Below are 24,317 nucleotides of genomic sequence, written 5' to 3' on the forward strand. Positions count from 1 at the left end.
AAGGAGAAGCGCAATGGCTGCTTTCCCAAAAACAAGTCTCATTCTGCTCGTGCTTTCCACCCTCCTGTTATCGAGCATGCTGAATACCCCCTGTTGCCTCTCTGCGGCTCAGGAACCTGCAGATCAGAGCTTAACGGACGCTGTCGAAGACAAAATCGCAGTGGACCGGTTCGTGCCTTTGAGCCGAATCAATATCAAAACCCTTTCTGGCATAGTCACACTGACTGGAACGGTTAACACTATTGTGGAAAAAGAGCGTGCCCTCCGTTTGGCCCAGACTGTCAGGGGGGTCAAGTCGGTGATCAATACTATCAGGGTTACACCAGTCCGGCGCACCGATGCAGAAATCCAGAACGATGTCAGTATGTTGATCAGTCGAAATCCCGCGCTTGCCGCACGACGTCTGACGGTGGAAACTAATAATGCCATCGTGGAAGTTTCCGGGGATGTTCAGTCGTGGCCGGAGCGGGATATTGCAATAAAACTTGCAAAATCGGTAAATGGCGTCAAGGAGGTCAGGGACAAGCTGATGATACGATTCCCCGAATCTCGCTCTGACAAGGATATTATGTATGATGTAGTGGAGGCACTCAGATGGGATGCGCTGGTGGCCCGTGACAGGATCGCGGTGAATGTAGAGAATGGACGGGTGTCATTAAGCGGTTCGGTCGGCAGTGCCGCTGAAAAAGCAAGGGCATCGAATCTTGCCCGGGTAAGAGGTGTAAAGGACATCGATGCTGCCAAACTCGATGTGACGGTGCCCAAACCTGGCGATCAGCGTAAAGATGTCGTTGTAACTGATGAACAAATAAGAAAAGCCGTGGAAATGGCACTGCTTGTGGATCTTCGCACCAATCAATTCAGAGTAAGCGTCGAGGTCAAGGAACGGATCGTTATCTTGCGAGGTGTCGTAGAAACACTGGCCTCCAAAAGAGCAGCGGAAGAAGACAGCCGGAATACCTATGGTGTCAGGGCAGTTCAAAACCGGTTGAAAGTCAATCCGAATCAGGAAATCCAGGATGCCAGGATCGCAGATTACATTCGAGATGCCTTGTCCAAAAATTCCAGGCTCGCCAGATATAAAATTGCCGTCGGCGTTGTGGGAGGCATTGCCTATCTGTCTGGAGCTGTTGACAACCATTTTGAGAAAAACGAAGCCGAATTAATGGCATCCCACATAAGAGGTGTTGTTGATGTAAAAAACGGCCTCGTTGTTTTAGACACGACTCCCTATCTTTATGATCCTTATGTAGACAGTAATTATATTTATCTCTTAGGGGATCAAACATCACAAAAAGGTAACTGGAACAATGAAATACTTCTTCTTCAAAAAGTCAAAAAACAACTTCTCTGGAATCCATTTCTCGATGCAGACCAGATTAAAGTATCGGTTGACAAAGGAACAGTCACTCTCACTGGAACGGTAGATTCGAAATATGCAAAAGAAGCAGCGGCAAAAGACGCATTGAATGGCGGTGCAACTCTCGTAATCAATAAACTGAAAATAGAATAACAGGATTCAGAAGCAGCCAGGTTTTCTTTGGGGCGCACTAATGTTTTTTTACATCAGAAACTTTCGACGCGAAAGCCCCGCTTACCATATGCTCTCACTATTTCACAGGCCCAGCTCAAGCCATAAAGGCTTCAAGGCTTGTAGGACTGCCGTCAATGTACCCGCTGCCCCGACCTATTTCATGGCCCGCGTGGTGGTAGGCCGTGATATTCCTGAAGCCTCTTTTCGAACTCCGCATCAATGGGGTCATCAGCGACATATTCAGGACTGCCCTGTACCTGCTCGCGGAAAAGATGTACCAGCAACGATCTGTCGCTCCAGCTGATTTTGCGTATTTCCGATGGCGAAAAAAGAATTTTCCGGCCAGTGAGCCAACCTCCGGTTTCCACCACAACCAACGACACCTTCCAGTCCACTGTGTTGATGATAATATCGTCTACACTGCCGATTTCGCCGTCCCTCCCCTCTATCGAATACCGGAGGATCTCTCGGCAGCTCCGCAGCAGCGGTTCACCGGGCGGAGGTTCCGTTGGCAGAGGAATCGCCGGATTAAGCGTAGGAGGGGAGACATATTCACCCGCCAACGGCCAGTACGGATAGAGTTGCAGCGACGGCCATCCATAGTAGTCCACCAGTTTCTCCTGCATCTGGAGAGAAACAGGTTTATCAGTATTGATGTCAGGGCTGTTTTTGATCTGTTCACGGGTCAGATCTACCGGAAGGTCACCTGTTTTCCAATCCGGTTTTTTAAGCACAGAGGGGAGAAGCAGAACTCTTCGCCCTGGCAGCCAGTTTCCGGTGTCAGCCACCATATATTGGATTTTCCAAGCCGCATCCTCGAAGAGCAGGTCCCATACATTCCCTATTTCTCCATCCACAGCCCGCAGAGTATTCCCCTTGATTGCGTTAAATCTATAGCGTGTCATTTCCGTCTCCTTTGTAAGAAGATGAATCTGTATCCACTCTTAAGTATCCCACATCACAGGATAACCACAAATTGCTCATAAACCCGGCCTGAAAACCAAATGACTGCGCACCATGCCGGCCTTGACTTCAATAACCGCTGATATAGGCTTTTAGTGTCTCGACACACAAATGCCGCAATGTCTCATAAACAGGTTGCAAGGTTGCAGATAGAGGTGAAAATGGCTGTCAAAACTACAATCCTTGGTCTAAGGCTGGTACTTTCAATCTTGGCATTTTGTGTGTTGTCCGGTTGTTATACGCCGCCACCCAGCAATGGTGTTTCCTTGCCGACAGTTCGTGATTTTCTGCTTGTGCACGCCAGTTTCAAGGATCAACCCACCGGAATTGCAGTTTCTTCCCAAGCCCGGCTTTTCGTCTCTTTTCCACAGTGGGGTAAAAGACCTCTTCACTCGGTTGTTGAAGTGTTGCCTGATGGCTCGCTTCGTCCATACCCCGACCTTGCCTGGAACAGTGCTGGAAATCAGGTCGATTCTCAATCCGGCAAACATTTCATCTGCGTCCAGAGCGTTTTTGTTGATGACAGGGACAATCTATGGATTCTGGACCCTGCATCTCCTTCTTTTAAAGGGGTGGTTAAGGGGGGAGCCAAACTCATCAAGGTCAACCTGGCCGGAGACAGGGTGGAACAGGTGATTCATTTTGATACCCCCATCATCCGGCCGGAAAGTTACCTCAATGATGTGCGCATCGATACGATCAGGCAGTTAGCATACATAAGCGATTCAGGAACTGGAGCCATTATAGTTACCGACCTTTCAGACGGTACCAGCAGGCGTATTCTCGATGGCCATCCTTCCACCAGGGCCGAAGCGGGATATGTTCCGGTGATTGACGGCCGCAACCTGCTGGGAGAAAATGGACAACCGCCACAAATTCATGCCGATGGTATCGCGCTCAGTCCTGATAACAATTATCTGTACTACCATGCCCTAACCGCTCGGAGCCTCTACCGGATCGAGACCGTTTATCTGAGAGATCCTATTCATACTCCGGAAGAGGTGTCCCGCAAGGTAGAAAAAGTTGCTGAAACCGGCTTGGTGGATGGCATGCTGATCGCCGAAAATGGCGACCTGTACCTGACACTTCCGGAGGAGAAGGCGATCAAGCGTCTCGGCAAAGACGGGAGACTGGCCACGATCGTGAAGGATGAACGGCTCCAGTGGCCTGACAGCATGAGCATCTCTCCCGGCAACCTGCTCTATTTCACCGATTCACAGATCAACAAGATGCCGCGGTTCAACGAGGGCAACGACCGGCGGATTCTGCCGTACAAACTGTACAAAGTACTGTTGCCTCTGCTTTAAAAGTATCTGCCGCGGGACCCAAATATATCGCAGGTGACTGATCATGGGCGGAATACCGGACGGATGGGACTAAAACCCTTAATCATTGCAGCAGCGCGTACCAATAGTACTACTGGCGCTGGCAGGTTTTGCCATTGCCGGATATCTTTCCCTGTTTCAGATGAATATCATTTCCAGCATATGGGAACCTTTATTCGGCAGCGGCAGTCGCAGAATTCTGACTTCATCCATATCTCATCTGCTGCCGATACCTGATGCGGCACTGGGTGCCGCAGGCATCTGCTTGATGCGGTGACCGGCATTATCGGTGGCAGGAGCCGCTGGCGAACCATGCCGCGGATCGTTGATGTCTGCATCGCCGATCATGGGTTTAACAAAAAACTTGGAGTGATCGTTGTGGTGTATGAACCAGAGGAACGAATGCTCAAATAGATGAACTGCCCCCACCATTGTCAATTATGAATACCGGTCTTTGCAGACGCCATAGCTTGCTGCTCTTTAGATGAGTCCATAGTGTCACACCACCTTTCTCAATGCGGGCACTGAGCCGCTCGATAACCCCTAGCGCTATTTTACTGTAGCACTGATAATCCCACGGAAATCGCCTTCCTTATAGCCCACAGCCTTGTCTTCCGGGTATAACGTGGCCAGTTCCTTGCGAACAACTTCGCTCATCGTCGTTGAATCACCGTGACATTTAAGACAGGTCTGTTCCATCATAATCACCTTGTAGAAACGACGGGTATTGTGTGGGAACACGGTAACGCCCTGGGGAAGTTTCTCACCGGCGCTGTGCGCAGCAGCCAAAACCCCCAGCAGCTGTAGCTCTGCTGCATCAGGAGAATTTTGAGGATTTCGCACCTGCAGTGAGGTGCGTTTGATCGTTACACCCAGCTCGTTCTCTATACGGTTTGAGATAGCCGGGGCATCTTTTGCGCAGACATCAATCGCACCAGCAGGACCATTTTTGTGCAGGCTTTCGGTCAGCTTTTTACGCATCTCATGGCCCAGTTGGCCGATCGCTTTAGCTGCGACAGGCTGTTTTGAATTGTCCTCGGCAGCCCCTGATGCCACCGATGTCACCAGCAGCGTTACGGTAATAGCTAAAAGACTAGAATTTCTCATAGCACATCTCCTTCCTTTAAAGTGGCTAAGACAGATTCAACTCAAGCCTGGCATATCCGGCATGCTGGTGTATTTTATCGCTGTTTTCGATCGTCAATAACTCGGAGGTAATCATATCCACCACGGCAAATATCACCACAAAGCTGAAATACCTATTACTCCTAGTTCTCCAATCCCTGATTCTCTAACACTGTAAAACTCACTTTTATACTGTACCTCCCATTTATAATGTGCATATGCACAAAACAATATTAATATCCACAAATCCATTGAAGTGGGTGCGAAGTCTTTTGGCTGCTTTATACTGAAAAGGCCGGCTCGTACAAATACCAGGGTAAAACTGTAACAGGGGAGGAAACCATGAAACGAATGTTCACAGCTGTAGTGATCTGCGCCGTCTTTGCCACCGTCTCCGTTTCCTACGGAAAATCATGGCGTTGGCAGGGGAATCAACAAAATACTTACGGATGGCAGCTGATGACCCCGGAAGAACGGACAGAACACCAGAATAAATTGCGCAGCTTTAAAGATTTTGGTGCCTGCAAAGAGTATATAGATGAACATCACAAACAGATGGAAGAGCGGGCCAAAGAAAGAGGGATCACGCCACCCGTGATGAAGAGGAATCCCTGCGAAACCATGAAATCCAAAAGCATGCTTAAATAAGCGATGTATAATACATTTTCTTATTCAAGTGCCTCAGCTTTAGCCGGCACTGAGGCGCTTGACCTCCTTGAAAGGGATCAAGATGGAGCCATCTGACCCACGCATATATCTGGCTGAAGAGAGGACATTTCTGGCCTGGATAAGGACCGGACTTGCCCTGATGGGTTTCGGATTTATCGTTGCCAGATTCGGGCTATTCCTCCGCGAAGAGCTGGCATATGGGAGACTTTTACCTGAACGGGCTGGCGTTTCTCTTCCACTGGGTATATGCCTGATCCTGTTGGGAATACTGGTTAATTCATGTGCAGCATTGCGTCATCATCGTCACATCCGAGCACTTGATCGCGGTGAGTTCAGGTCCGCGTTCAGCTCCAGCTTTGCCTTTTTTATCGCAGGTGTGCTTGTCATTATTGGGCTGGGCATAGCTATATATCTGTCTCGTTTCTAGTCGAATAAAACCCAGAACTTGCCACAGTCGATCGGCCTCATCGGCGATCCAGCTAATCGATGGGTGTCAGTGATGCCACCACGTTTTGTGAGAACAATTCCCCGTTTTTATTGAAATGCGAGAAGGACTGACAAAGCATTTTCAAGTCTCTTCAGCCGGTACCTGGCTATTGATAATTATTTGAAAATTTGCTTTCCTAAAAGGTTGCAAGAAGAAGTGGCTTTTTGCAGGAGTGATAATCAGGTACTTATGAGGTGATAAAAGCACTGGGCCAAAGGAAACTTCTGTCCGGCAAATTTGAGAGAAAAAATCAATTATTGCGGTTACACTGAGACCATGGCCATTTTCCAGTGATTTCTACTTCGAGGGTAAAACTGAGAAATGTCCTGATGATCACAATTGCTGCCAATATGCCGACACTCGTAAATGTCGGTTCAATAGCAACGGTTCGTATGATATCGGCTGCCACAAGAAACTCAAGTCCCAACAAAATCGCACGGCTGAGCTGCCTTCGATATGCGGCATAAATATCTACCGACGAATCATCCTTGTAATGCCGGTTAGCCGCAATCACGGTGGAAAAGACCGCTCCCAGAGCAATCACCAGAATGCCGGAAACTTCAAGGGATAGTGATACGAATTTTATCAGCCAATCCACAACGTCCATTCAAATCTTCTCCGGTTCACGTTTTTATCGTACCTGGCACCAATCGCCCGTTCATGCAGGGCATTGTAGATCCTCGTCACATCCCCACAGAGACAGGAATGTAGCCCGAACCTGGAGCGCATCCTGATCAAGCATGGGCGCGGCAAGGGTCACCGCGTCCATCCAGATTGATAAACTGTCACAACGGACGGTTTATTGAACGGAATTAGTCGTCCCTGAAATATTTTAACTAGCTAATATTGTTTGTTTTATTAGCGATTACTGTATGATAAAATCGCCGGAAATTGGACTTACACCATCATTTCCCGGTGATTTCATGCAACCAAAACAACGCAGTTCTGACCAAGGTGATCTATTCCGTTCGCGGCTGGATCAGTTCCTTAACCGCCAGCATCCTCTGTTCAAACTGGCGAACTCCATCGACTGGTCGGTCTTTGAAAGAGAGTTTGGCTCCCTGTACGTCGTGAATGTGGGGCGCCCCGGTCTGCCGATCCGGTTGATGGTCGCTCTCCACTACCTCAAGCACGCATTCAATGTCAGCGACGAGGCCGTGGTTGCCCAGTTTATTGAGAACGGCTACTGGCAGTACTTCTGCGGTTTCGATTACTTCCAACACGAGTTTCCGCTCGACCCGACCAGTCTGGTCAAGTGGCGTCAGCGTATTGGGGACAAAGGGATGGAGAAGCTTCTCAAAGCCACCATCGAAACCGCTAAGGCCAAGAAGTACGTGACTGAGGAACACCTGGAGCGGGTCAATGTCGATACCACCGTGCAGGAGAAGGCCATTGCCTATCCGACCGACGCCCGTCTGTACCACAAAGCCCGTCGCATTCTGGTTCGCCTGGCAAAGAGAAACGGCATCGACCTTCGCCAAAGCTACGAGCGGTTGGGCAAGAGAGCGCTCATCATGCAGGGCCGTTACAGCCATGCCCGTCAGGCGAAGCGGGCCAGACGCGAGCAGAAGAGGCTCCGGCTCTACCTTGGCCGGGTTGTTCGTGACATTGAGCGCAAATGCCAGGAACCAGGTCCGCTGCTTACCACCATGCTGCAACGGGCCAAACGGATCTTCACCCAGAAGCGTGACGACAAGAACAAACTCTACAGCATGCAGGCACCCGAGGTGGAATGCATTGCCAAAGGGAAAGCCCACAAGAAATACGAATTCGGCTGCAAAGTGTCACTGGTCAGCACATCCAAGGACAACTGGATCGTCGGCGTCCAGGCACTTCATGGCAATCCGTATGACGGGCACACCTTGAAAGATGCTCTCAGGCAGACGGAAGACCTGACCGGCTGGCGTCCGGGAAACGCCTACTGCGACAAAGGCTACAAAGGCGAGGCCAAGGTCATCAAGCAAACCGCCATTCACTTGGCTAACCGGAAAAAGAAGAGCATGAAACCCCGGGAATGGGATTGGTTCAAAAGGCGCAGTGCTATTGAACCGATCATCGGTCACGCAAAGTCAGATCACCGGATGGACCGCAACTATCTGAAGGGCGAAGAAGGCGACAAAATCAACGCCATCCTGGCCGGATGCGGTTTCAATATCAGGAAGCTCCTCCGAGCGATCCTTTTGTGGCTTTTCAAAGAGCGGTTCAGGCAACTCATAACCGGCTGGATACCCCTGACTCGGCTATAGGAACAACAATTCCAACCAGTCTGAGGCAAAATTTTGGATTTTTCAGGGACGACGAATTAAACAGAAGGTAGTCGACTGGTAACGCAATCCATGGATTATTTTTTGTGACAATCAGGACACTTGGTTGGTCCGGCTTTTCTTTCCTCATGACATCCCTTGCATGTTTTGTGGGCGAAGTCTTTGCCGAAAACCTCGATTTTGCCCGGTTTTTTTTCGTGACAAGGCATGCATGTTTTCAGCATTTCCTGATGTTTTTTGTGATGGAATTCAACATTGCCATTTTTGGCAGGTAATACGATGACATCCTCAGCGAAAATGTTTCCGGCAGATAACATGACGACCGTGACTGTTGCGATGAGAATTTTCATTTTTGATTTCTCCCTTTATTTCAGCCCGACAAGTCTTTGCCATGCAGCGGGACTAGTTCTTGTCATAATCTGGAATTTACATTTACCTGGATCCATTCCCACTATTTTGGCGAAAAATCATTTCAATCTTCTCTGCAGCATGCAGCAAGGGTTTGGAGAACTGGGCATAATCCTGTGCGCTTTTCGAAGCCTTTAATCCGAGCAGGATAGGTCGGACCATGCTTGCCTCCTTAGTTCCCCCTCGGGCTTCCAGCATCGGCTGCAGATCACTCCATGTCTTATCAATGCCGGCAACCGTGTCGGCCAGCTTTGTCGTGTCGTTGGCGTCACTCCATATTTCCAGTTCGCGCCCGTAAAACATCAACAGTTCAACGGGGGTCGGAATGACCAGCCGGAGCGGTGCAGCCATTCCTGATGAGAAAAGGGTGATCCGGTTTGCCAGCATCATCGTTGTGTGCCTGTCCTTCGCAGAAGCTGCCTCGGCCAGATCGCCTGCTACCTTTCCAAGCTGTGGTGCATAGATTTTACTGGGTTCATAGCCTTCGACACTGAATTGCGGAATAACGTTTTTTATCTCCTCAACAGCCAGCAGTGTTTTTTCCCATTGCCCCTCTTTTGCGAGCTGATAGATCCCTACGGCATTTTTTGTAACCTTTGGGAGAACTTTTGGTAAACCAGCAATTGAGGGTGCGTGGGTCTTTTCAGCCGCCGCAGCAGACCTATCTTGTGATGGAGTCAGGATTAAAAGAAGAAACAAAGACAGAACAAGTGGTAGCCTTGAGGATAATTTTAAATACATTGGAGTCTCCTCTGGTCGGCATAGAATGAAAACGAAACTTAAGAATCCACCTACATTATATCCGAAACTTGATCAACTGCATGAATTTGACAACTCTAAGTGATGCATTACGATTTTATTGTGTGAAGTTTTAAAATCAAGAACGAGTAAGGGAGGATAAAATGAACTTGAAGTTAGCAATACTGGTAGCTGTAGTTCAAATTGCCTGTAGTACGGCGCTGGCTGCCGATAGCCACAGCAAAAAAGACACTGGCAGCAAGAACAAGCCCAACGTAACCACCATGAAATGTGAGGAGTTTATTGCTCTGGACGAGACGATCAAACCTAAAATAATTTATTATGGTGTAGCACATGCACGCGGTGGGAAGTCTGGGAATGAAGTAATTGATATCGAAAAGATAGACCGCATCGTTCCGGTCGTTACCGAAGTCTGTACCAAAGAGCAGAAGGCCACCGTCTGGCAGAAGCTTAAGGCAGAAATGAAAAAGATTTTTTAAACGACTGCCATTTTCTGCTAACTGTCGAAATCCTGCTCATGCCACTCTTCTGGTACCTGTCGGCAACTCCTGATTGGGTGGCATGAGCATTATTATATTCACTATAAGTCGAGATGGAGCTATATCGTGCGATACACATGCCAGAAAGGATTTGATTTAGCCAACGGAGAGGGAGAATTTTTTCTGAATCACCATATTTGAAGTCAGATTGCAACAAACTCGGCTGTGTTTTTTCCCTTCTCTTTTGCGAGGTACATTTGCTTGTCAGCCTTCCCCAGCAGTGCATCATAGGTGTCGCACAGTTCACGGCAGGTCACAACACCAATGCTGGCTGTAACCTGCCATCCTGATTGGCTGGTCATAATCTGGAGCGTCTTTAAGAGATGGTTGATTGCCTTGCGCGCTTCTTCTTCGCCTGTTTCGGCAAAACAAACGGCAAACTCGTCACCACCGATACGACCGGCAATATCGGTTCTGCGAATCGCATGTAGTATGGTTTCGCTGACCTGCTGGAGCAACCTGTCGCCACGGGCATGGCCCTGCGTATCGTTTACCCGCTTGAAATTATCAAGATCTATGAAAGCAAGTGAAAGCGAATGTTTATATCGCCGTGCGCGGTCCATTTCTTCCTCGACACGGTCACGGAAGGCCCCTTTGTTCAGCAGGCCCGTGAGCCGGTCAGTTTCAGAACGCAGCCTCTCGCGTTCAAGCGCCCTGCGCAATTGCGCCTGCAGTGATACGGTATATGCAATTAGAACAAAAATGCCGAACCGTGTGAAGGCATTCCAGGACATAACTGCTTCGCTCTCTCCAGACGGGTTATTATTTGCATTGACTAAAAACCAACTCACAGTTGCTCCAACAGCAACAAAGATTCCCTCCACTTTTCCACAATACCAGGCAGAAAGAAGGACTGGCACCGCGTAAAGAAGCATCATCGAGACATGAACGCCGCTCAAATAGTCGGAGTACCCGATGATTATCGTAGTAACAAACGAAGCGGCAAATATTATGTGCCGTTTAATCATGTCGATCTCAAATTTTTTAAAATATAGATACTTCTTTTTATTATAGCACCTTGCGCAGCGGGTAAAGGTCTCTCCAGGGAAGGCAGCTTGGATTGGCCATAGCTATATTTCTTGTTCGGGATCAAATCAGACCAGAACTTGCCGTAGTCTATCGGCTTCATCAGGTTCCCAAAGCTTTCTTTCATGAGATTTTGACACTGTTTAAATAGAGGATCAGCGTCCAGTGATTCTCTTTTTCTTTACCTTTTTTGCAGGTTTTACTTTTATTTTTTTCGAAGTTCTTTTCTTGCTTTTTACGGACACTTTTTTAACCTGCTCCGGAGCAAGCCGGCTTAACAGTTCCACCGGTTCCAGTAATCGCGGATCGGCCTGCCGTGCCGCATTAAAGGATTCCCTTGCCTTCTCCTTGTCTCCAGTTTTCAGGTAAACCTTTCCGATACCATTTAAAGCTCGTGCATGATCCGGTTTTATTTCCACCGCCTTTTGGAACTGTGCAAGAGCACCATCATGGTTATGCCGGTACGCATACATTATTCCCAGGCGGTAATGACTATCGGCACTGTTGGGATTCAGATTAACGTCTTCTTCCAGGAGAGCTGTCGTTTCGTCATACTGTTTTTTCTTTACATAAATTGCTATGAGAGCATTCCTTGCCTCGACATCGGTGGGGATAAGACGGAGTATTTCCAGTAGATGTTTTTTTGCTTCATCCGGCATCTTTCGTTTCATATAAAGCTGTGCCACCCCCCGATGCGCTTCAATGTTCTCGGCATCAAGTTCAACGGCTTTTGTATAAGCGTTTGTAGCTGCCTGATAGTCCCGTTTCTTTTCCAATAGACGGGCCAACTTGTAGTAGCTTAACGGGTTGTCGCCGTGTCGGCTGATCAACTCTCGATACTCCTGTATTGCCTCAGTAAATTCTCCCCGTAACACATGGATTTCGGCAAGACGTCGCCTTGCATCGCCGTTATCTTCATCCAGCCTGATTGCCTCCTTGTACTGGCTGATACTTTCATCTAAAGCGCCTTTGCGTTCATAAAGAGCGCCAAGATTATAGCTGATTCGTCCATTCCCCTCTTTGCGGCGAACTGCCTGTTCGTATGCGGCGATAGCCTCCAGATCGTGACCGGCCGCCATTTGAGCATCTCCGAGCTTTTCACGAACTCCTGCAGTTTCAGGCTTTTCCAGAAGCAGAGCACTGTATTCATTTGCCGCCTTATCATATGCCCCGGCTGCTGCAAAAGATGCAGCCCTTTGCATATGATCAGTAGGGCTTACGCTCCGTTCAACTCCAGCCAGGCGATACTCATTACCTGCTTCGATGGAATTACCTATCATTTCGAGCAGTTGTGCCAACCGGTAGTGACTGTCTCTGTTCTCTGGATTGGCTGCAAGGGATAGCCTTATTTCGGCGATAGCCTGATCATACTGTTTTTCTTTTTGATATATTTCGGCAAGCTTCAAATGGGAGATTTCGTTAGCAGGCTGTAAATTCAACACTGCCTGGAACTTTTCCCGAGCCTTTACAAAATTCCCCTGTCCCAAATAACATTGACCCATACCGATTTGCACAGACACATCATTAGCGAATGTAGGCATGGTCTGTTCGTAATTAAGCAAGGCAAGACCATAGAACTCGCCTTCAAGATAAAGGTCAGCCAATGCCTTGGCGTAAATTGGAGAGTTTTTTAGCTTCAGAGAACTGTAAAGGTTAACGGATGCTTCATCCGGGACTCCTTTCTTTAACATTAGCAGCCCGAGTTGGCCGTAGGCATCAGCGAGCAACGGTTCTTTAGAAATAGCGTTACGATACTCACTTATGGCCTGTTCTGACTTATTACTCGCCCCCAAAGCCAATCCTTTCAGGTAATGAGCCGCTCCCCCATTGGGGCAAAGAGCAGAAATCTGTTTTTCGATCTTGGTTCTTTCTGCAGGTGGTGTTTCATTGGTAACACCCTCAACGGCCTTAGTTGCCTCACTACAGCGATCTCCTTTACCGAATCCCCAAGTAAAACCACACAATAAAAAAGTGAATAAGATTAGTATTAAGCCATATATGCATCTGTGCATGGGTCCCTCTATATACCAAAGGCCGCTGTAGCGGCCTTTGGTATGATGATTTATTTGATAACAACAAACTCGTCTCGACGGTTTTTGGCCAGGGCAGCTTCATTATGGCCGGGATCAGCCGGTTTTTCCTCACCATAACTGATAGTTGACAATCGGCCAGATGGAATGCCCATAGTTGTCAGATAACTAACAGCTGCTTTCGCTCTCCGCTCCCCAAGTGCAAGATTGTATTCGCTAGAACCACGCTCATCACAGTTCCCTTCTATTCGAATTGTTGCGCGAGGATTTTTCATCAATAATTCAAAGTTCTTGGAAAGCGTTTGACGGGCTGTATCACTCAACGTTGAAGCATCAAAATCAAAATAAATATTCTCAAGCGATTGCTGCAGATCAGCGGTTGACGCCTCTTTGGAATCTTGCTGAGACTTCTTTTGATCGACGGCTTTAACATCGGATGAATTCACCGCCGTTGTTGCAATAGTTGGCTTATCCGGTGTTTTTGATTTTAACGCACCATCATCAGGCTTCGTGGATATTGCTACCGGTACAATTGGTTCTTCTTTTTTAACGACGTCCTGTGTAGCACAACCTGCAAACATGAACATCCCCGCAAAAACAACCGGCAGAAGCCGATTGATAGATCTCTCCATTGTATTTCTCCTATTATTAGAAACGTTAGATAAAGGCGCAAATATTCACCCAAGTACAAAAGTACAAGGAAATAGATAAGTGCGTAACAAGATAGTATTTAATTATTATCAGGAGATGATTAACGGAGGGGCGCGAGATGAGTTAAAAAACAGAAGAGTAAATTCAGTAAAGTGAGCAGCAAGCAATGACTTCGTTCGGTAGGGAAGTACAGTCCGAAGTTGGGTGGGGGCTGCCATGACGGCAAGAAAATCGATGAATTTATTAACAGTCTGCTGCGATGTTTTGACCTGAATCTCAATGACGGCCTTTCGACTCGGCTTGGGCCGATGAGGACGCGAAAGATCAGGCACACGCATTCCACCAAGCACCAAACAAAATGCAATAATGGCCGTAACGAAAATAGAAACATGTCTTTGATGCACGCTGCTATCAGTCATTCGCTATTAAATACACTGATCCTGATCAAAAAACAAGGTTAGGCACACTACGTTTTTACCCCTGATGAAGAAGGGCTAACCTCCTCTACTTTCTGGATCGTGTGCCATTATGAATCGGTTTAGTGGGGTATCCACCCGGCAAAGCTGACAGTTTTTGCCAGGGCTGAGAGCAGATGTGCCGGCAACGCCTCTCAATTGCAACACCACACAGGAACTACTGCAACCGAAACGCCACAGCAAACAATCGAGCCGCACATGCCATCATGCCTTCTTTTTCCCTATTGCCGCAGTCTTAGCGAACAAACCGGTCCCAGGTGCCAAATGACTCCATGATTTTCCCCCTGGGTATACTCAATCCAGCTATCACAACCCCGGAAAGGATACCATTTACAATTGCAACGGTCCCGCCTCCAATGACGAAGCTACCGACTACAAGCACTGCACCCGTAATCAAGTTAAGATACCTGAGAAGCCGGACCGGTTCCCCCATGGCGATCACCGAAACAGTGACAATCAAAGCCCCAGTGATATGGCAGAGATTGGCGCCGGTTTTTGTCTGCTGCAGTACGGCGGGCGCCGCCATCAGCCACACTCCGACAACGGCGGCAATAGCCAGCGTCCAGGGAAAAGTCATTCCCCAAAACATTGCCTTTCCCAAAGCTAGCGGCTGCGACGAAAGCTCGTGCAACGGTGGGGTCCGCTCGTCCTTGCCCCCTCCCTCTACCGTCCCCCCCAGCCAGAATACTTTCCAGAAAGATTCCCCCTGTCGCTTCTTCGCCGCCACGAACTGACACATCGCTACCACCTCGTCCGCTTCGAGGGGAATCATCGGCAGCATAATCCCAGCCGCTAGCAGGCAAAAGGTGCACCACTGGCCGACCACGATCGGCTGCGATGCAACAAGGAAGATATGGACAAGCCCAAGTGGGATCACGAGAATTCCAAAAAAGGTAACCATCCAGGGCATGGTGCGCCAGCGCGCCTGGCTCCCCATGAATCCCATCAGAAACTCGAACGTGTAGGCAAAGGCACCGAGCCCGGCGTCGGAGATCGGCAGTGATTTGGACATATTCGAGGTCAGCACCTGACGGGTCGCATTACCGAAAAAGGGATCGGCGACGTCCGGAATGTATCCCAGCTGAAATGCTGCAAGATAGCGGGACACGAGCCATCCGGCGAAGCCAAGGACGATCATGATCCAGCGCTGCGGCCAGGACGAGGGATTGAACGACCATCCGGGGGGAGTGTCCGGCCCCATCTGCATGAACTTGATCATGTTCGGCATGCCTGGGATAAGGATAGTAAGGGCTATTACCAATACGCCGACGAGGCTGTCGTTCAGATAGGTAAGCGGGTTGGGCGCCCAGAAGAGAAGCGGAGCAAAATTGAGCCATACGCCGACAAAGCAGGCCCCCCAAAGGCTGAAGGGACGGTCGGGGGAAAGGGAACGCCAACCAAAAATAACGAGCAGGACTCCGCATAAAAAGTCGCTCCACTGCAGGATATTCACCCGCTGCATAACATCAAGCCACACCGTTCGATCGTGCGGAGTGGTAATGGCCGTGCCGAAGCCGAAGGTTACGGGTGCCACTGCCATCCAGATGCCGAGCATGACGATCATCCAGTAGATCCAAAGGGTCTTCTGGTGATGCATGCGGAGCATCTCCATGCGGTGCTCCGGGGACATCATGTCCTGCATCTCGTTATTATTCCCCGGCTTCTTCATCTCCGGCCGAGCAACACCTCTGCCTCCCATTTTTCCCTTTGATTCCGCCATAATTCCTCCACTTTCGGAGAGAGTCTCGGTATCTAGAAGAGGCAAATCTGTAAACAACGGCTGTTGGAGTCAAAAAACCTTTAGTTTCAATTCTCACCCCTTCCGGAGTTGTGTCAAGCGCCCCCTTGCCCTTGGAGGAGTTGGATTGATAAAAGAGTATTCAGAGTTAAAATTTTTGATCAGCAGCAGAGCCCCGATGACATTCCAATAGAGGTCAAGATCCTGCTGCCTCTGCTGTAAATCCCTTCAAAGGCTGCCATGAAACCAAGTACAAAAAAGGTGATTTTTGCCGCAATGACGGCGAATTTACTCATAGCCGGTACAAAGTTTTGTGCCGCCTGGTCGACCGGTAGTTCGGCCATCCTCTCCGAGGGCGTCCATTCCCTCGTTGACACCGGTAACCAGGTACTCCTCCTTTATGGACTGCACCGGGCGGAGCGTCCCCCGGACGAGCAGTTTCCGTTCGGCCACGGCAAGGAAATATACTTCTGGAGTTTCGTCGTCGCTATCCTCATCTTTGCACTGGGCGCTGGCATTTCGCTTTACGAAGGGATCCTGCACCTGCTGCATCCAAGCCCGCTTGAAAATCCATTTATCATTTACATCATAATCACCGCTGCACTTGTTTTCGAAGGTGTTTCCTGGGTCATCTCGATACGAGAATTCAGGCGGCAAGAAAAATCGAGAATGGGCTTTCTGCAGGCGATCCGCAAAGGGAAGGACCCTTCCCTGTTTCTGGTTGTAATGGAAGACTCGGCTGCGATGCTAGGCCTCCTGGTGGCGCTGGCGGGAATCTCCCTGACCCAGCTTACCGGAAGTCCCCTCTTCGATGGCACTGCTTCGGTGGTGATAGGTCTCATTCTTGGCGTGACGGCCATGCTTCTGGCGCGTGAGACCAAGGGACTGCTTATAGGAGAAGCAGCCGACGTCGAGACGGTGCGGGCGATCAGGAAGATTCTCATCGATGGCAAATATGTGGACCACGTCAACGAAGTACTTACCCTGCATATGGGGCCGGATTTCGTCGTGACTACTGTGAGTCTTGATTTTGCCGATCATGTGCCTGCCGGGGAAGTGGAGCGTACCGTCGTCGAGCTTGAAACCGCTATCAGAAATCGGGTACCAGAGGTAAAGAAAGTTTTTATAGAAGCTGAGGCATGGCGCCGGCCGAAATAGACTTTTACAAAAAACAACGAATAGGGTTTGAGCTTGATTCGGGGCTACCCGGCACGGCGTACCCGGCTCAACGAGCAGTTGGTGGGATTAAGTAGAAGCTTCCAAAGGTGTCTGACAGATATTTTCAAACAGAAAAAAGATGACTAAGTCAAGAACAGACAGTATGATTTTTGCCATCATGAAAACCTTCCTATTGCCGCACCTCATCTGCCCTGCCTGCCTTCCTAAAGAATGCCAGCTTGTTCATTCTATTAAGGCTGAAAAAGATGGTGACATCATTACAGGGAACTTAACCTGCACTAGATGTAAATGTAATTTTCCAATTCGTGACGGAATTGCATACCTGCTTCAACACCCTGACGGCGGCCCTTCCGGTGGTCAATGGCGTTACGAGGAATCAGACACTATTGACCGTTACCTGTGGAGTCATTTTGCAGATTTGGCTGGTGATCAGGAAAACGCCGAGGCCAATAAAGCATGGGCAAGCTGTCTGGCAACTCAAACCATTTCTGCAGTCGATGCGGGTTGCTCTGTTGGAAGGGTTACTTTCGAAATGGCTGCCAGAGGCGGTTGGGCGGTGGGATGTGATCTTTCATTCAACTTTATCAAGATGGCCCGTCGCTTGGCTCGGGACCGTCACTTGATTTTTTCACTTCCTTTGGAAGGGAACCTGCGGGAATCTTTTCGTATTCAATTACCTGATGCCTGGCCCACAGATAAACTGGAATTTGTGGTGGCTGATGCCCTTAAAATGCCTTTTGCTCGTAACACCTTTCAGCAAATTGCTTCATTAAATCTTCTAGACCGGGTCAGCTATCCACTTGCCCACCTATTTGAGATGAATCGCATTGCCAATCTTAAAAGTTCATCATTCCTGTTCGCTGATCCGTTTTCATGGTCTACAACCGCTGCTCCTGAGGAGTTGTGGTTGGGAGGTACAATGACCGGTCCATATAAGGGAAGAGGGCTTGAAAATGTTCGTTCACTTCTCGAGGGAAAAGGCAATATCCTGACTCCACCATGGAAGATTACTCGCACTGGTGCTGTATCATGGAAAATGCGCTCCCATTGCAACCATTGTGAGCTTATTAAGAGTCCATTTTTGATTGCTGAACGTTGACACCCGCAGCTTAATGAGAGTGGACCGGCGGCAGAATTCATAGCATCCGTAGCAGAGAACACCTTAATGACCAAGGCCACAGCAATTCATGGCTTAGTGCTTGCTTGTGCTGCTTCTTGCGGGGGGCATATTTCAATATCTAAATATTGAACATGAAATAGCCACCCAATGGTATTGACAACATAACAGCTCACGCGGCTCGCGGTCCCCTCGCCTACTCAACCACACGTCTCAACGGTATAACCTGTGTCCCACGTTTTAATCCATCGAGGTAGTCAGCCCACAGCTGCATCATCTTTCTGCGTTCAGCAAGATGAGCGGTACGATTGTAAGCCCTACCATTAGGATCTCTTACAGCGTGGGCAAGCTGGTGCTCAATGTAATCGGGCCGAATCTGCAATACTTCATCAAGAATTGTGCGAGCCATAGCTCGAAAGCCGTGTGGGGTCATTTCATCATTACTATAGCCCATACGTCGAAGTGCCACTCTGAGAGAGTTTTCACTCATGCACCGTAATGGTGAACGATTGCAGGGGAATACATATTTACTATGACCGGTCAATGGTTGAAGTTCTTTCAGGATTTCAATTACTGGTATGGCGAGGGGTACAAGGTGAGGGTGTTTCATTTTCATTTTTTTTGATGGGATATTCCATTCCCCTGTGGCAAGGTCGATCTCGGTCCATTCTGCTGCTCGCAATTCACCCGGTCTGACAAAAACATATGGAGCGACTTTAAGAGCACATTTGACGACAAAAGATCCCTCATAATCATCTATTGCCCTCAGTAGAGTTGCAACCTGCTTTGGTTCTGTAATAGCGGCATGATGACCTTTTTTATATGGAGGCAAAGCCCCTTTGAGATCAGCAGCACAATCACGTTCCACCCTCCCAGTAGCGATTGCGTAACGAAAGACTTGGCTACACGCCGATCTTGTACGATGAGCTGTCTCGAGAGAACCACGAGATTCAATCCTGCGCAACATCATAAGGAGTTCAGGAGCAGTCAAGACATTTATCGGCCTAGCTCCTATCCAAGGAAAAACATCTCGCTCAAAATTTGCCAGCATCTTTATACGGTAACTATCAGATTTATCAGTTAGAAACTTTCTATGCCATTCACGTGCAATAACTTCAAAACTATTTTCATCAGTGAGTATTTTTGAAGCTTTTTGAGCCTTTTTAACGGCATCAGGGTCAACACCCTTAACTAACAACTTTTTTGCATCATCACGACGTTGTCGTGCATCCATTAGCGACAGAGCAGGGTACGCACCGAATGAAAGACGTTTTTCTTTTTCATCGAAACGATATTTGAAACGCCATAGCTTGCCTCCGGATGGAGTGACGAGCAAATGCAATCCTCCGCCATCGTAGAGTTTATATTCTTTCAATGCAGGTTTTGCGTTCCTGACCTTCATCTCGGTAAGCGGAGCAATCCGTTTAGGCATGACTTACCTCCTCTTGGGGGCATCCAAATATTCATGGGGGCATTTAACTCTCAAAAATGCCCCTAAAACAATTGGACCTGTGCATACCATGCTGAACAGCTCAGTACAATAAAAAAGAAAAAGCCCTTGATTTCTCAAGGGCTTTTGAACTCGTCCGGACCATTCCGGACTATTTAATGGTCGGTGCGACTGGATTCGAACCAGCGACCACTAGACCCCCAGTCTAGTGCGCTACCAGGCTGCGCTACGCACCGTTTTAATACAATTGTTGCTATTACCTATTTTTTTGCGCCTAATCCACATTGGGGAAAGCGCTGCGAGTCACAAAATAGACAAACAATCTATGATAATATTTTTTCACTGTCAAGAAGAAATAAAACATCATTCATCTACAACCACCTGACCCTCAAAAAATTTCTCTTCTCTTTTACTCCTCGCGGATTGGCACGAATATACTGTATAGGCCATTAATTCAGGCTGTCAACTGGATCAGCAATCGGTGTCTGAATGGTTTCATCGGCGACAGTCAAATAAAGAATTCCTTCAGTTATCGTAACGGACCAGGATATAAAACGCTCAAGGCGAGATACCAATTTAGTTATGAAATAATAGTCAAGACCTTTAATAAGTAGGTTTGGCAACCTGTTCAGCTTTAAGAGGTGCTGCTGATCCCATTTCGCAAGGGTTTTGCCGCTGCATAAAATTGCAGTTTTTTCAGAATGCCTGCTGGCCTTGATAATACGATCCGATTCTGGAAGTCCTACCTCTACCCATAATTGTACTCTTCCATCAGGTCCTTTAACCCACAAATCAGGTTCGTCAGCAGCGCTGATTCCTTTTGTAAAAACCAAACCTTCTTCATGAAAGATAAGATAGGCAAGTATACGTAGGATCAGCCTTTCTTCAGTTTCCGAGGGATGCCGGGCAACTGTTATCTGCAGGGTTTGGTATATTTCTCGATCAATATCAGAAAGCTGGATAGAGGCTTTGTAAATTGTTGATGGTAGAGCCATGTGCCGTAGGTGCCTCTAAATGTGTGATAATGTGCCTACTGCAGGGCTACCAGAGCTTCATCGGCAGTTTGATCATAACGTGCACGTTCTTGTTGAGCAGCCATCTCCAGGGCCTTATCTATGGCAGGATATTTGAGGGCAAGAATCCTCGCGGCCAACATGGCAGCATTACGAGCTCCGTCAATAGCGACGGTAGCGACCGGCACGCCAGGGGGCATTTGAACTGTTGATAGCAAACTGTCAAGACCAGTGAGAGGACCATTTCCAAGTGGAAGGCCGATTACTGGCAGGCGCGTGTGACCAGCAACAACTCCCGCCAGATGAGCCGCCAATCCGGCACAGCCAATAAAGACCTGCACCCCCTCTCTGTGAGCGCGCTCCAGGTAGGCCAGCACTTTATCCGGAGTACGGTGGGCCGAAGCTATTACTATTTCACATGGAATGCCAAGTTCGGCCAATGTATCACGAACTTTTCCGACAATCGGTAGATCATTAGGGCTCCCGGTGAGGATACCGACTAATGAAGTATTGGGAACAGCGGCGGCGTTTTTTGTAATCATTCTTTCCTCTTTTTACGATTAATGAGTATGGGGTTCCCATTAGAAATTTAGATATCAACAGAGGAAGGTGAGTTTAACGGGGAGATTTTTTTTGTCAATGGAAAGGTTTGTTTTTTGTTCCACTCTTCCAGGTTGCCTCTTATGTTTTAATAAAAAAATATTTAAACCACAGCACTGGATAGCGAAAAAAGTGGTCACTGCCAGATTCCGAATGTATTGTCGCGTAAATTATGGTAGAATTTCTCGCTTTTAAAACACTGTAATACAACAGCGGGATACATGGTCTGACGTGTGCATCGGACCAGGAGGAATGAATTGAAAAATTCTTTACATTGGTTACCGGAAAGCGAGGAGCTTTATCGCACTGTTGCTGACTTTACTATGGATTGGGAATATTGGTTATCGACTGACGGCTCATTTCGCTATGTCTCTCCCTCCTGCGAGGAGGTGAGCGGTTACACCAGAGATCAATTTTATAATGATTCAGATCTGTTAGCGAGAATAATTCATCCGGAAGACCTGACTCTGTTCAAAGAACACATGCAGCGTATATTTCATAATGAAAGCACTGAGCCACTCGTCTTTCGCATCATTACCCATGAAGGACAAGAACGTTGGATTTCGCAGGTCTGCCGAGCCATCTATGGACCCGACGGGACGTTTATGGGACAGCGTGCCAGCAACCGTGACATAACAGACCTTAAAATTGCTGAAAAACTTGTACTGCAAAAAACTCTACAGCTGGAGAAAGAAGTGGCTGAACGCCAGGCGGCTCAGAAAAATCTGGCTTTAAAACAGCTCGAACTGGAAGAAATAAATCAATCTCTGGAAGAGCGAGTCAAAAAGACTATTGAAGAGTTACGCCAAAAGGATCAGATGATGATCACACAAGGAAGACAAGCTGCCATGGGTGAAATGATCGGCAATATCGCTCACCAATGGCGACAACCCCTCAATGCGCTGTCATTACTATTGGCAAACATTAAAGATGCATATACGTACAACGAATTGGACGCTGCTTATATGGAGCAGGCCACAGCCGACGGCAATCGTCTAGTGCAGAAGATGTCTGCAACAATCACCGATTTTCGCAATTTTTTCCGTCCGGATAAAGAACGTGTCTCATTTCCAGCCATCAAACAGGTTACCAGTGCCATTGACTTAATGAGTTCAAGCTTCAACAATTCCAATATCAGCATTCGCGTAGATTCAGACCCAAAAGTAGTACTTTACGGATTTCCTAATGAATTTTCACAAGTGCTGCTCAACCTGCTTTCCAATGCTAAAGAAGCTATTCTGGCACACGGCGTTGCCAGGGGCGAGGTTGTCATCAATATTAGCGCCGAGGAAGGACAAGGGGTGGTAACACTACGTGACAATGGTGGAGGTATTCGCACTGACCTTCTGGACCGAATTTTCGAACCTTATTTTTCCACAAAATCAATGGGTACCGGCATTGGGCTCTACATGTCAAAAATGATTATTGAACAAAACATGGAAGGAACAATAACAGCACATAATGTGGAGGGGGGCGCTGAATTTAAGATTAAGACTCCATTAAGCCAAAGCGAACCCTAAACAGGCCTTGTAATTCTTCACCGTTACTGCAACTGTAATCGACTATCTTGTTGCATAAATCCCCAAATTTTAATTTTCCGCACCAAGCCTAATAAGAACTGCCAATGCAACACATGAAAAGCAGGCGCCGACACAAAATGTCATTGCAGGGCCTGCAGCTGTCCAAATGCCGCCGGCCATAATACTTGCACCAAACAAAGCAAGGCCACCTACTAGATTAAAAACACCGAAAGCTGTCCCACGCATTTCCGACGGAGCAGAATCAGAGACCAGAGCAGATAGTAAGCCCTGGGTCGCTCCCATGTGAAGTCCCCAAGCTGCCACTCCCACAAATACCATCCATATACTACCGGCAACAGCAAGCAGAATGTCGGCCACTATAAGAAAACCAATTCCCCAGACAAGCAGGCTGCGCCGATTGCAATTGTCTGAAAGTTTGCCAAAAGGATAGGCACTGACAGCATATACGACATTCATCAAAATCAGAACTGAAGGTACTAATGCTACTGAAAGTCCCATATCTTTGGCGCGCAGCAACAGGAAAGCTTCTGAAAAGCGTGCCAAGGTCAATATTGCAGAAAAAGCTACAACCCACCAGAATCGATCAGGCAGTCGCTGAAGATTTGTTTTGCTGATTGGAAACTTCCCTGGAGAAGTGGCTTGACTAGCTGTCCCCGGTTCTTTCACGCCAAAAACGATCAGTAGCACACAGAATATAGCAGGTAATACCGCAACCCAAAATACCACTCGGAAATTATCGTGGGTGATCGACATCAGCCCCATGGCCAGCAGTGGCCCAGCAAAGGCACCGACAGTATCCATAGACTGGCGCAAACCATAGGCTGCTCCGCGACTCTCGGGCGGTGTGATATCGGCAATCAGCGCATCGCGTGGCGCCCCGCGAATTCCTTTGCCGACGCGATCTAAAAAACGGGCAATAAGAACAGCACCGATACCGCCAGCCAGTGGGAAGAGTGGCTTGGTCATGGCCGCAAGGCCATATCCAAGCAGCACGAGGAATTTTCTCCGTCCAATCCAGTCTGAAATCACACCGGAAAAAATTTTGATAATTGATGCTGTCGCCTCAGCAATCCCTTCAATAACTCCTACAGAAAATGCATTTGCGCCCAGGACTGTTACCATGAACAGTGGCAGCAGACTGTGGATCATCTCAGAGGAAAGATCCATGCAAAAACTTACCAGGCCGAGTGCAATGACTCCTCTAGGCAGAGTTGTATTACGTGACATACCTACTTTCCTCTAAAGCCTCATATGCATCACATGACCACATTCTATGATTATTTGATCTGTTTCCTCCGGCCCCATTTTAGGAACTGAACACTCTGGCGCTGCCCTTCCCAGTTGCGGAGCGGTTGCATCTACAAGCTGCCCTTACCGGCTTTTCCTGAGTCTTCTTCTAAATGATTAGACAGCTTGCTTAAGG

23 protein-coding genes and 1 tRNA gene are annotated in these 24,317 nt (G+C 48.1%); 10 read left to right on the plus strand and 14 right to left on the minus strand.

Annotated features, from left to right (window positions below):
- The first annotated feature begins 13 nt into the window (after positions 1-13).
- Entirely contained in the window at positions 14-1,513 is a 1,500-nt protein-coding gene (locus KJB30_RS00950) for a BON domain-containing protein (RefSeq protein ID WP_214296047.1), read from the plus strand.
- A gap of 179 nt (positions 1,514-1,692) precedes the next feature.
- Here KJB30_RS00950 and KJB30_RS00955 read toward each other — a convergent pair whose 3' ends face one another.
- Positions 1,693-2,439, minus strand: coding sequence for a PRC-barrel domain-containing protein (locus KJB30_RS00955; RefSeq protein ID WP_214296048.1), 747 nt, complete (start codon positions 2,437-2,439; stop codon positions 1,693-1,695).
- Between the two features lie 219 nt (positions 2,440-2,658).
- Here KJB30_RS00955 and KJB30_RS00960 point away from each other — a divergent pair, with 219 nt between their 5' ends.
- Positions 2,659-3,804: an L-dopachrome tautomerase-related protein gene (locus KJB30_RS00960; protein ID WP_214296049.1), complete on the plus strand. Its 1,146-nt coding sequence runs from the start codon at positions 2,659-2,661 to the stop codon at positions 3,802-3,804.
- An 85-nt stretch (positions 3,805-3,889) separates the two neighbouring features.
- Entirely contained in the window at positions 3,890-4,099 is a 210-nt protein-coding gene (locus KJB30_RS00965) for a hypothetical protein (protein WP_214296050.1), read from the plus strand.
- 272 nt (positions 4,100-4,371) lie between these two features.
- On the opposite strand, the gene KJB30_RS00970 is transcribed toward KJB30_RS00965, so the two are convergent.
- A complete protein-coding gene (locus KJB30_RS00970) occupies positions 4,372-4,929 on the minus strand; it encodes a Tll0287-like domain-containing protein (protein ID WP_214296051.1) in 558 nt (185 codons plus the stop codon).
- A 360-nt stretch (positions 4,930-5,289) separates the two neighbouring features.
- On the opposite strand from KJB30_RS00970, the gene KJB30_RS00975 reads away from it, so the two are divergent.
- Together KJB30_RS00975 and KJB30_RS00980 are read left to right on the plus strand one after the other, a co-directional pair.
- Positions 5,290-5,595, plus strand: a complete 306-nt coding sequence (locus KJB30_RS00975) for a hypothetical protein (protein WP_214296052.1) — start codon at positions 5,290-5,292, stop codon at positions 5,593-5,595.
- A gap of 82 nt (positions 5,596-5,677) precedes the next feature.
- Positions 5,678-6,043, plus strand: coding sequence for a YidH family protein (locus tag KJB30_RS00980; RefSeq protein ID WP_214296053.1), 366 nt, complete (start codon positions 5,678-5,680; stop codon positions 6,041-6,043).
- A 310-nt stretch (positions 6,044-6,353) separates the two neighbouring features.
- Here the strand turns inward: KJB30_RS00980 and KJB30_RS00985 are convergent, their stop codons facing one another.
- Entirely contained in the window at positions 6,354-6,710 is a 357-nt protein-coding gene (locus tag KJB30_RS00985) for a DUF1622 domain-containing protein (RefSeq protein WP_214296054.1), read from the minus strand.
- Positions 6,711-7,026: 316 nt separating this feature from the next.
- Here KJB30_RS00985 and KJB30_RS00990 point away from each other — a divergent pair, with 316 nt between their 5' ends.
- Complete coding sequence (locus KJB30_RS00990; RefSeq protein ID WP_214296055.1) at positions 7,027-8,349, plus strand: IS5 family transposase; 1,323 nt, start codon at positions 7,027-7,029, stop codon at positions 8,347-8,349.
- A 95-nt stretch (positions 8,350-8,444) separates the two neighbouring features.
- On the opposite strand, the gene KJB30_RS00995 is transcribed toward KJB30_RS00990, so the two are convergent.
- Entirely contained in the window at positions 8,445-8,717 is a 273-nt protein-coding gene (locus tag KJB30_RS00995; protein ID WP_214296056.1) for a cytochrome c7, read from the minus strand.
- Between the two features lie 82 nt (positions 8,718-8,799).
- Positions 8,800-9,516 (minus strand): hypothetical protein, encoded by a 717-nt coding sequence (locus tag KJB30_RS01000; protein ID WP_214296057.1) that lies wholly within the window; start codon positions 9,514-9,516, stop codon positions 8,800-8,802.
- Positions 9,517-9,677: 161 nt separating this feature from the next.
- Here KJB30_RS01000 and KJB30_RS01005 point away from each other — a divergent pair, with 161 nt between their 5' ends.
- Positions 9,678-10,013 (plus strand): HdeA/HdeB family chaperone, encoded by a 336-nt coding sequence (locus KJB30_RS01005; protein ID WP_214296058.1) that lies wholly within the window; start codon positions 9,678-9,680, stop codon positions 10,011-10,013.
- A gap of 203 nt (positions 10,014-10,216) precedes the next feature.
- Here the strand turns inward: KJB30_RS01005 and KJB30_RS01010 are convergent, their stop codons facing one another.
- The 4 genes from KJB30_RS01010 to KJB30_RS01025 all read right to left on the minus strand — a co-directional run bounded on the left by KJB30_RS01010 (position 10,217) and on the right by KJB30_RS01025 (position 15,976).
- The gene (locus KJB30_RS01010; protein WP_214296059.1) at positions 10,217-11,041 is read right to left on the minus strand and encodes a diguanylate cyclase; all 825 of its coding nucleotides are present in this window, start codon (positions 11,039-11,041) and stop codon (positions 10,217-10,219) included.
- 213 nt (positions 11,042-11,254) lie between these two features.
- Positions 11,255-13,111, minus strand: a complete 1,857-nt coding sequence (locus KJB30_RS01015) for a tetratricopeptide repeat protein (protein ID WP_214296060.1) — start codon at positions 13,109-13,111, stop codon at positions 11,255-11,257.
- A gap of 50 nt (positions 13,112-13,161) precedes the next feature.
- Complete coding sequence (gene pal, locus KJB30_RS01020) at positions 13,162-13,761, minus strand: peptidoglycan-associated lipoprotein Pal (protein WP_214296061.1); 600 nt, start codon at positions 13,759-13,761, stop codon at positions 13,162-13,164.
- Between the two features lie 730 nt (positions 13,762-14,491).
- Entirely contained in the window at positions 14,492-15,976 is a 1,485-nt protein-coding gene (locus KJB30_RS01025) for a vitamin K epoxide reductase family protein (RefSeq protein WP_246545407.1), read from the minus strand.
- A gap of 258 nt (positions 15,977-16,234) precedes the next feature.
- Here KJB30_RS01025 and KJB30_RS01030 point away from each other — a divergent pair, with 258 nt between their 5' ends.
- Together KJB30_RS01030 and KJB30_RS01035 are read left to right on the plus strand one after the other, a co-directional pair.
- Positions 16,235-17,152 carry a cation diffusion facilitator family transporter gene (locus KJB30_RS01030; protein ID WP_281415398.1) on the plus strand — a complete coding sequence of 306 codons (918 nt, stop codon included), beginning with the start codon at positions 16,235-16,237 and terminating at the stop codon, positions 17,150-17,152.
- A gap of 163 nt (positions 17,153-17,315) precedes the next feature.
- A complete protein-coding gene (locus KJB30_RS01035) occupies positions 17,316-18,272 on the plus strand; it encodes a class I SAM-dependent methyltransferase (protein WP_246545408.1) in 957 nt (318 codons plus the stop codon).
- 214 nt (positions 18,273-18,486) lie between these two features.
- Here KJB30_RS01035 and KJB30_RS01040 read toward each other — a convergent pair whose 3' ends face one another.
- The 4 genes from KJB30_RS01040 to purE form a co-directional block, all read right to left on the minus strand.
- Complete coding sequence (locus KJB30_RS01040) at positions 18,487-19,722, minus strand: tyrosine-type recombinase/integrase (protein ID WP_214296063.1); 1,236 nt, start codon at positions 19,720-19,722, stop codon at positions 18,487-18,489.
- A gap of 177 nt (positions 19,723-19,899) precedes the next feature.
- A tRNA-Pro gene (locus KJB30_RS01045) sits at positions 19,900-19,976 on the minus strand.
- 213 nt (positions 19,977-20,189) lie between these two features.
- Positions 20,190-20,735 carry a YaeQ family protein gene (locus KJB30_RS01050; protein ID WP_214296064.1) on the minus strand — a complete coding sequence of 182 codons (546 nt, stop codon included), beginning with the start codon at positions 20,733-20,735 and terminating at the stop codon, positions 20,190-20,192.
- 35 nt (positions 20,736-20,770) lie between these two features.
- Positions 20,771-21,295, minus strand: a complete 525-nt coding sequence (gene purE / locus KJB30_RS01055) for a 5-(carboxyamino)imidazole ribonucleotide mutase (RefSeq protein ID WP_214296065.1) — start codon at positions 21,293-21,295, stop codon at positions 20,771-20,773.
- Between the two features lie 315 nt (positions 21,296-21,610).
- Between purE and KJB30_RS01060 the strand changes: the two genes are divergently transcribed.
- Complete coding sequence (locus KJB30_RS01060) at positions 21,611-22,873, plus strand: sensor histidine kinase (protein WP_214296066.1); 1,263 nt, start codon at positions 21,611-21,613, stop codon at positions 22,871-22,873.
- A gap of 69 nt (positions 22,874-22,942) precedes the next feature.
- On the opposite strand, the gene KJB30_RS01065 is transcribed toward KJB30_RS01060, so the two are convergent.
- On the minus strand, positions 22,943-24,121 hold the full coding sequence (locus KJB30_RS01065; RefSeq protein WP_214296067.1) for an MFS transporter: 1,179 nt from the start codon (positions 24,119-24,121) through the stop codon (positions 22,943-22,945).
- Positions 24,122-24,317 lie beyond the last annotated feature (196 nt).

This window comes from Pelotalea chapellei (assembly GCF_018531195.1).
GTDB classification, from domain to species: domain Bacteria; phylum Desulfobacterota; class Desulfuromonadia; order Geobacterales; family Pseudopelobacteraceae; genus Pelotalea; species Pelotalea chapellei.

Bases quoted from the DNA above. Each gene is read 5' to 3' on its own strand.
- KJB30_RS00950 (WP_214296047.1), top strand. From the start codon at position 14: ATGGCTGCTTTCCCAAAAACAAGTCTCATTCTGCTCGTGCTTTCCACC.
- KJB30_RS00955 (WP_214296048.1), bottom strand. From the start codon at position 2,439: ATGACACGCTATAGATTTAACGCAATCAAGGGGAATACTCTGCGGGCT.
- KJB30_RS00960 (WP_214296049.1), top strand. From the start codon at position 2,659: ATGGCTGTCAAAACTACAATCCTTGGTCTAAGGCTGGTACTTTCAATC.
- KJB30_RS00970 (WP_214296051.1), bottom strand. From the start codon at position 4,929: ATGAGAAATTCTAGTCTTTTAGCTATTACCGTAACGCTGCTGGTGACA.
- KJB30_RS00975 (WP_214296052.1), top strand. From the start codon at position 5,290: ATGAAACGAATGTTCACAGCTGTAGTGATCTGCGCCGTCTTTGCCACC.
- KJB30_RS00980 (WP_214296053.1), top strand. From the start codon at position 5,678: ATGGAGCCATCTGACCCACGCATATATCTGGCTGAAGAGAGGACATTT.
- KJB30_RS00985 (WP_214296054.1), bottom strand. From the start codon at position 6,710: ATGGACGTTGTGGATTGGCTGATAAAATTCGTATCACTATCCCTTGAA.
- KJB30_RS00990 (WP_214296055.1), top strand. From the start codon at position 7,027: ATGCAACCAAAACAACGCAGTTCTGACCAAGGTGATCTATTCCGTTCG.
- KJB30_RS00995 (WP_214296056.1), bottom strand. From the start codon at position 8,717: ATGAAAATTCTCATCGCAACAGTCACGGTCGTCATGTTATCTGCCGGA.
- KJB30_RS01000 (WP_214296057.1), bottom strand. From the start codon at position 9,516: ATGTATTTAAAATTATCCTCAAGGCTACCACTTGTTCTGTCTTTGTTT.
- KJB30_RS01005 (WP_214296058.1), top strand. From the start codon at position 9,678: ATGAACTTGAAGTTAGCAATACTGGTAGCTGTAGTTCAAATTGCCTGT.
- KJB30_RS01010 (WP_214296059.1), bottom strand. From the start codon at position 11,041: ATGATTAAACGGCACATAATATTTGCCGCTTCGTTTGTTACTACGATA.
- KJB30_RS01015 (WP_214296060.1), bottom strand. From the start codon at position 13,111: ATGCACAGATGCATATATGGCTTAATACTAATCTTATTCACTTTTTTA.
- pal (WP_214296061.1), bottom strand. From the start codon at position 13,761: ATGGAGAGATCTATCAATCGGCTTCTGCCGGTTGTTTTTGCGGGGATG.
- KJB30_RS01025 (WP_246545407.1), bottom strand. From the start codon at position 15,976: ATGGCGGAATCAAAGGGAAAAATGGGAGGCAGAGGTGTTGCTCGGCCG.
- KJB30_RS01030 (WP_281415398.1), top strand. From the start codon at position 16,235: ATGAAACCAAGTACAAAAAAGGTGATTTTTGCCGCAATGACGGCGAAT.
- KJB30_RS01035 (WP_246545408.1), top strand. From the start codon at position 17,316: ATGATTTTTGCCATCATGAAAACCTTCCTATTGCCGCACCTCATCTGC.
- KJB30_RS01040 (WP_214296063.1), bottom strand. From the start codon at position 19,722: ATGCCTAAACGGATTGCTCCGCTTACCGAGATGAAGGTCAGGAACGCA.
- KJB30_RS01050 (WP_214296064.1), bottom strand. From the start codon at position 20,735: ATGGCTCTACCATCAACAATTTACAAAGCCTCTATCCAGCTTTCTGAT.
- purE (WP_214296065.1), bottom strand. From the start codon at position 21,295: ATGATTACAAAAAACGCCGCCGCTGTTCCCAATACTTCATTAGTCGGT.
- KJB30_RS01065 (WP_214296067.1), bottom strand. From the start codon at position 24,121: ATGTCACGTAATACAACTCTGCCTAGAGGAGTCATTGCACTCGGCCTG.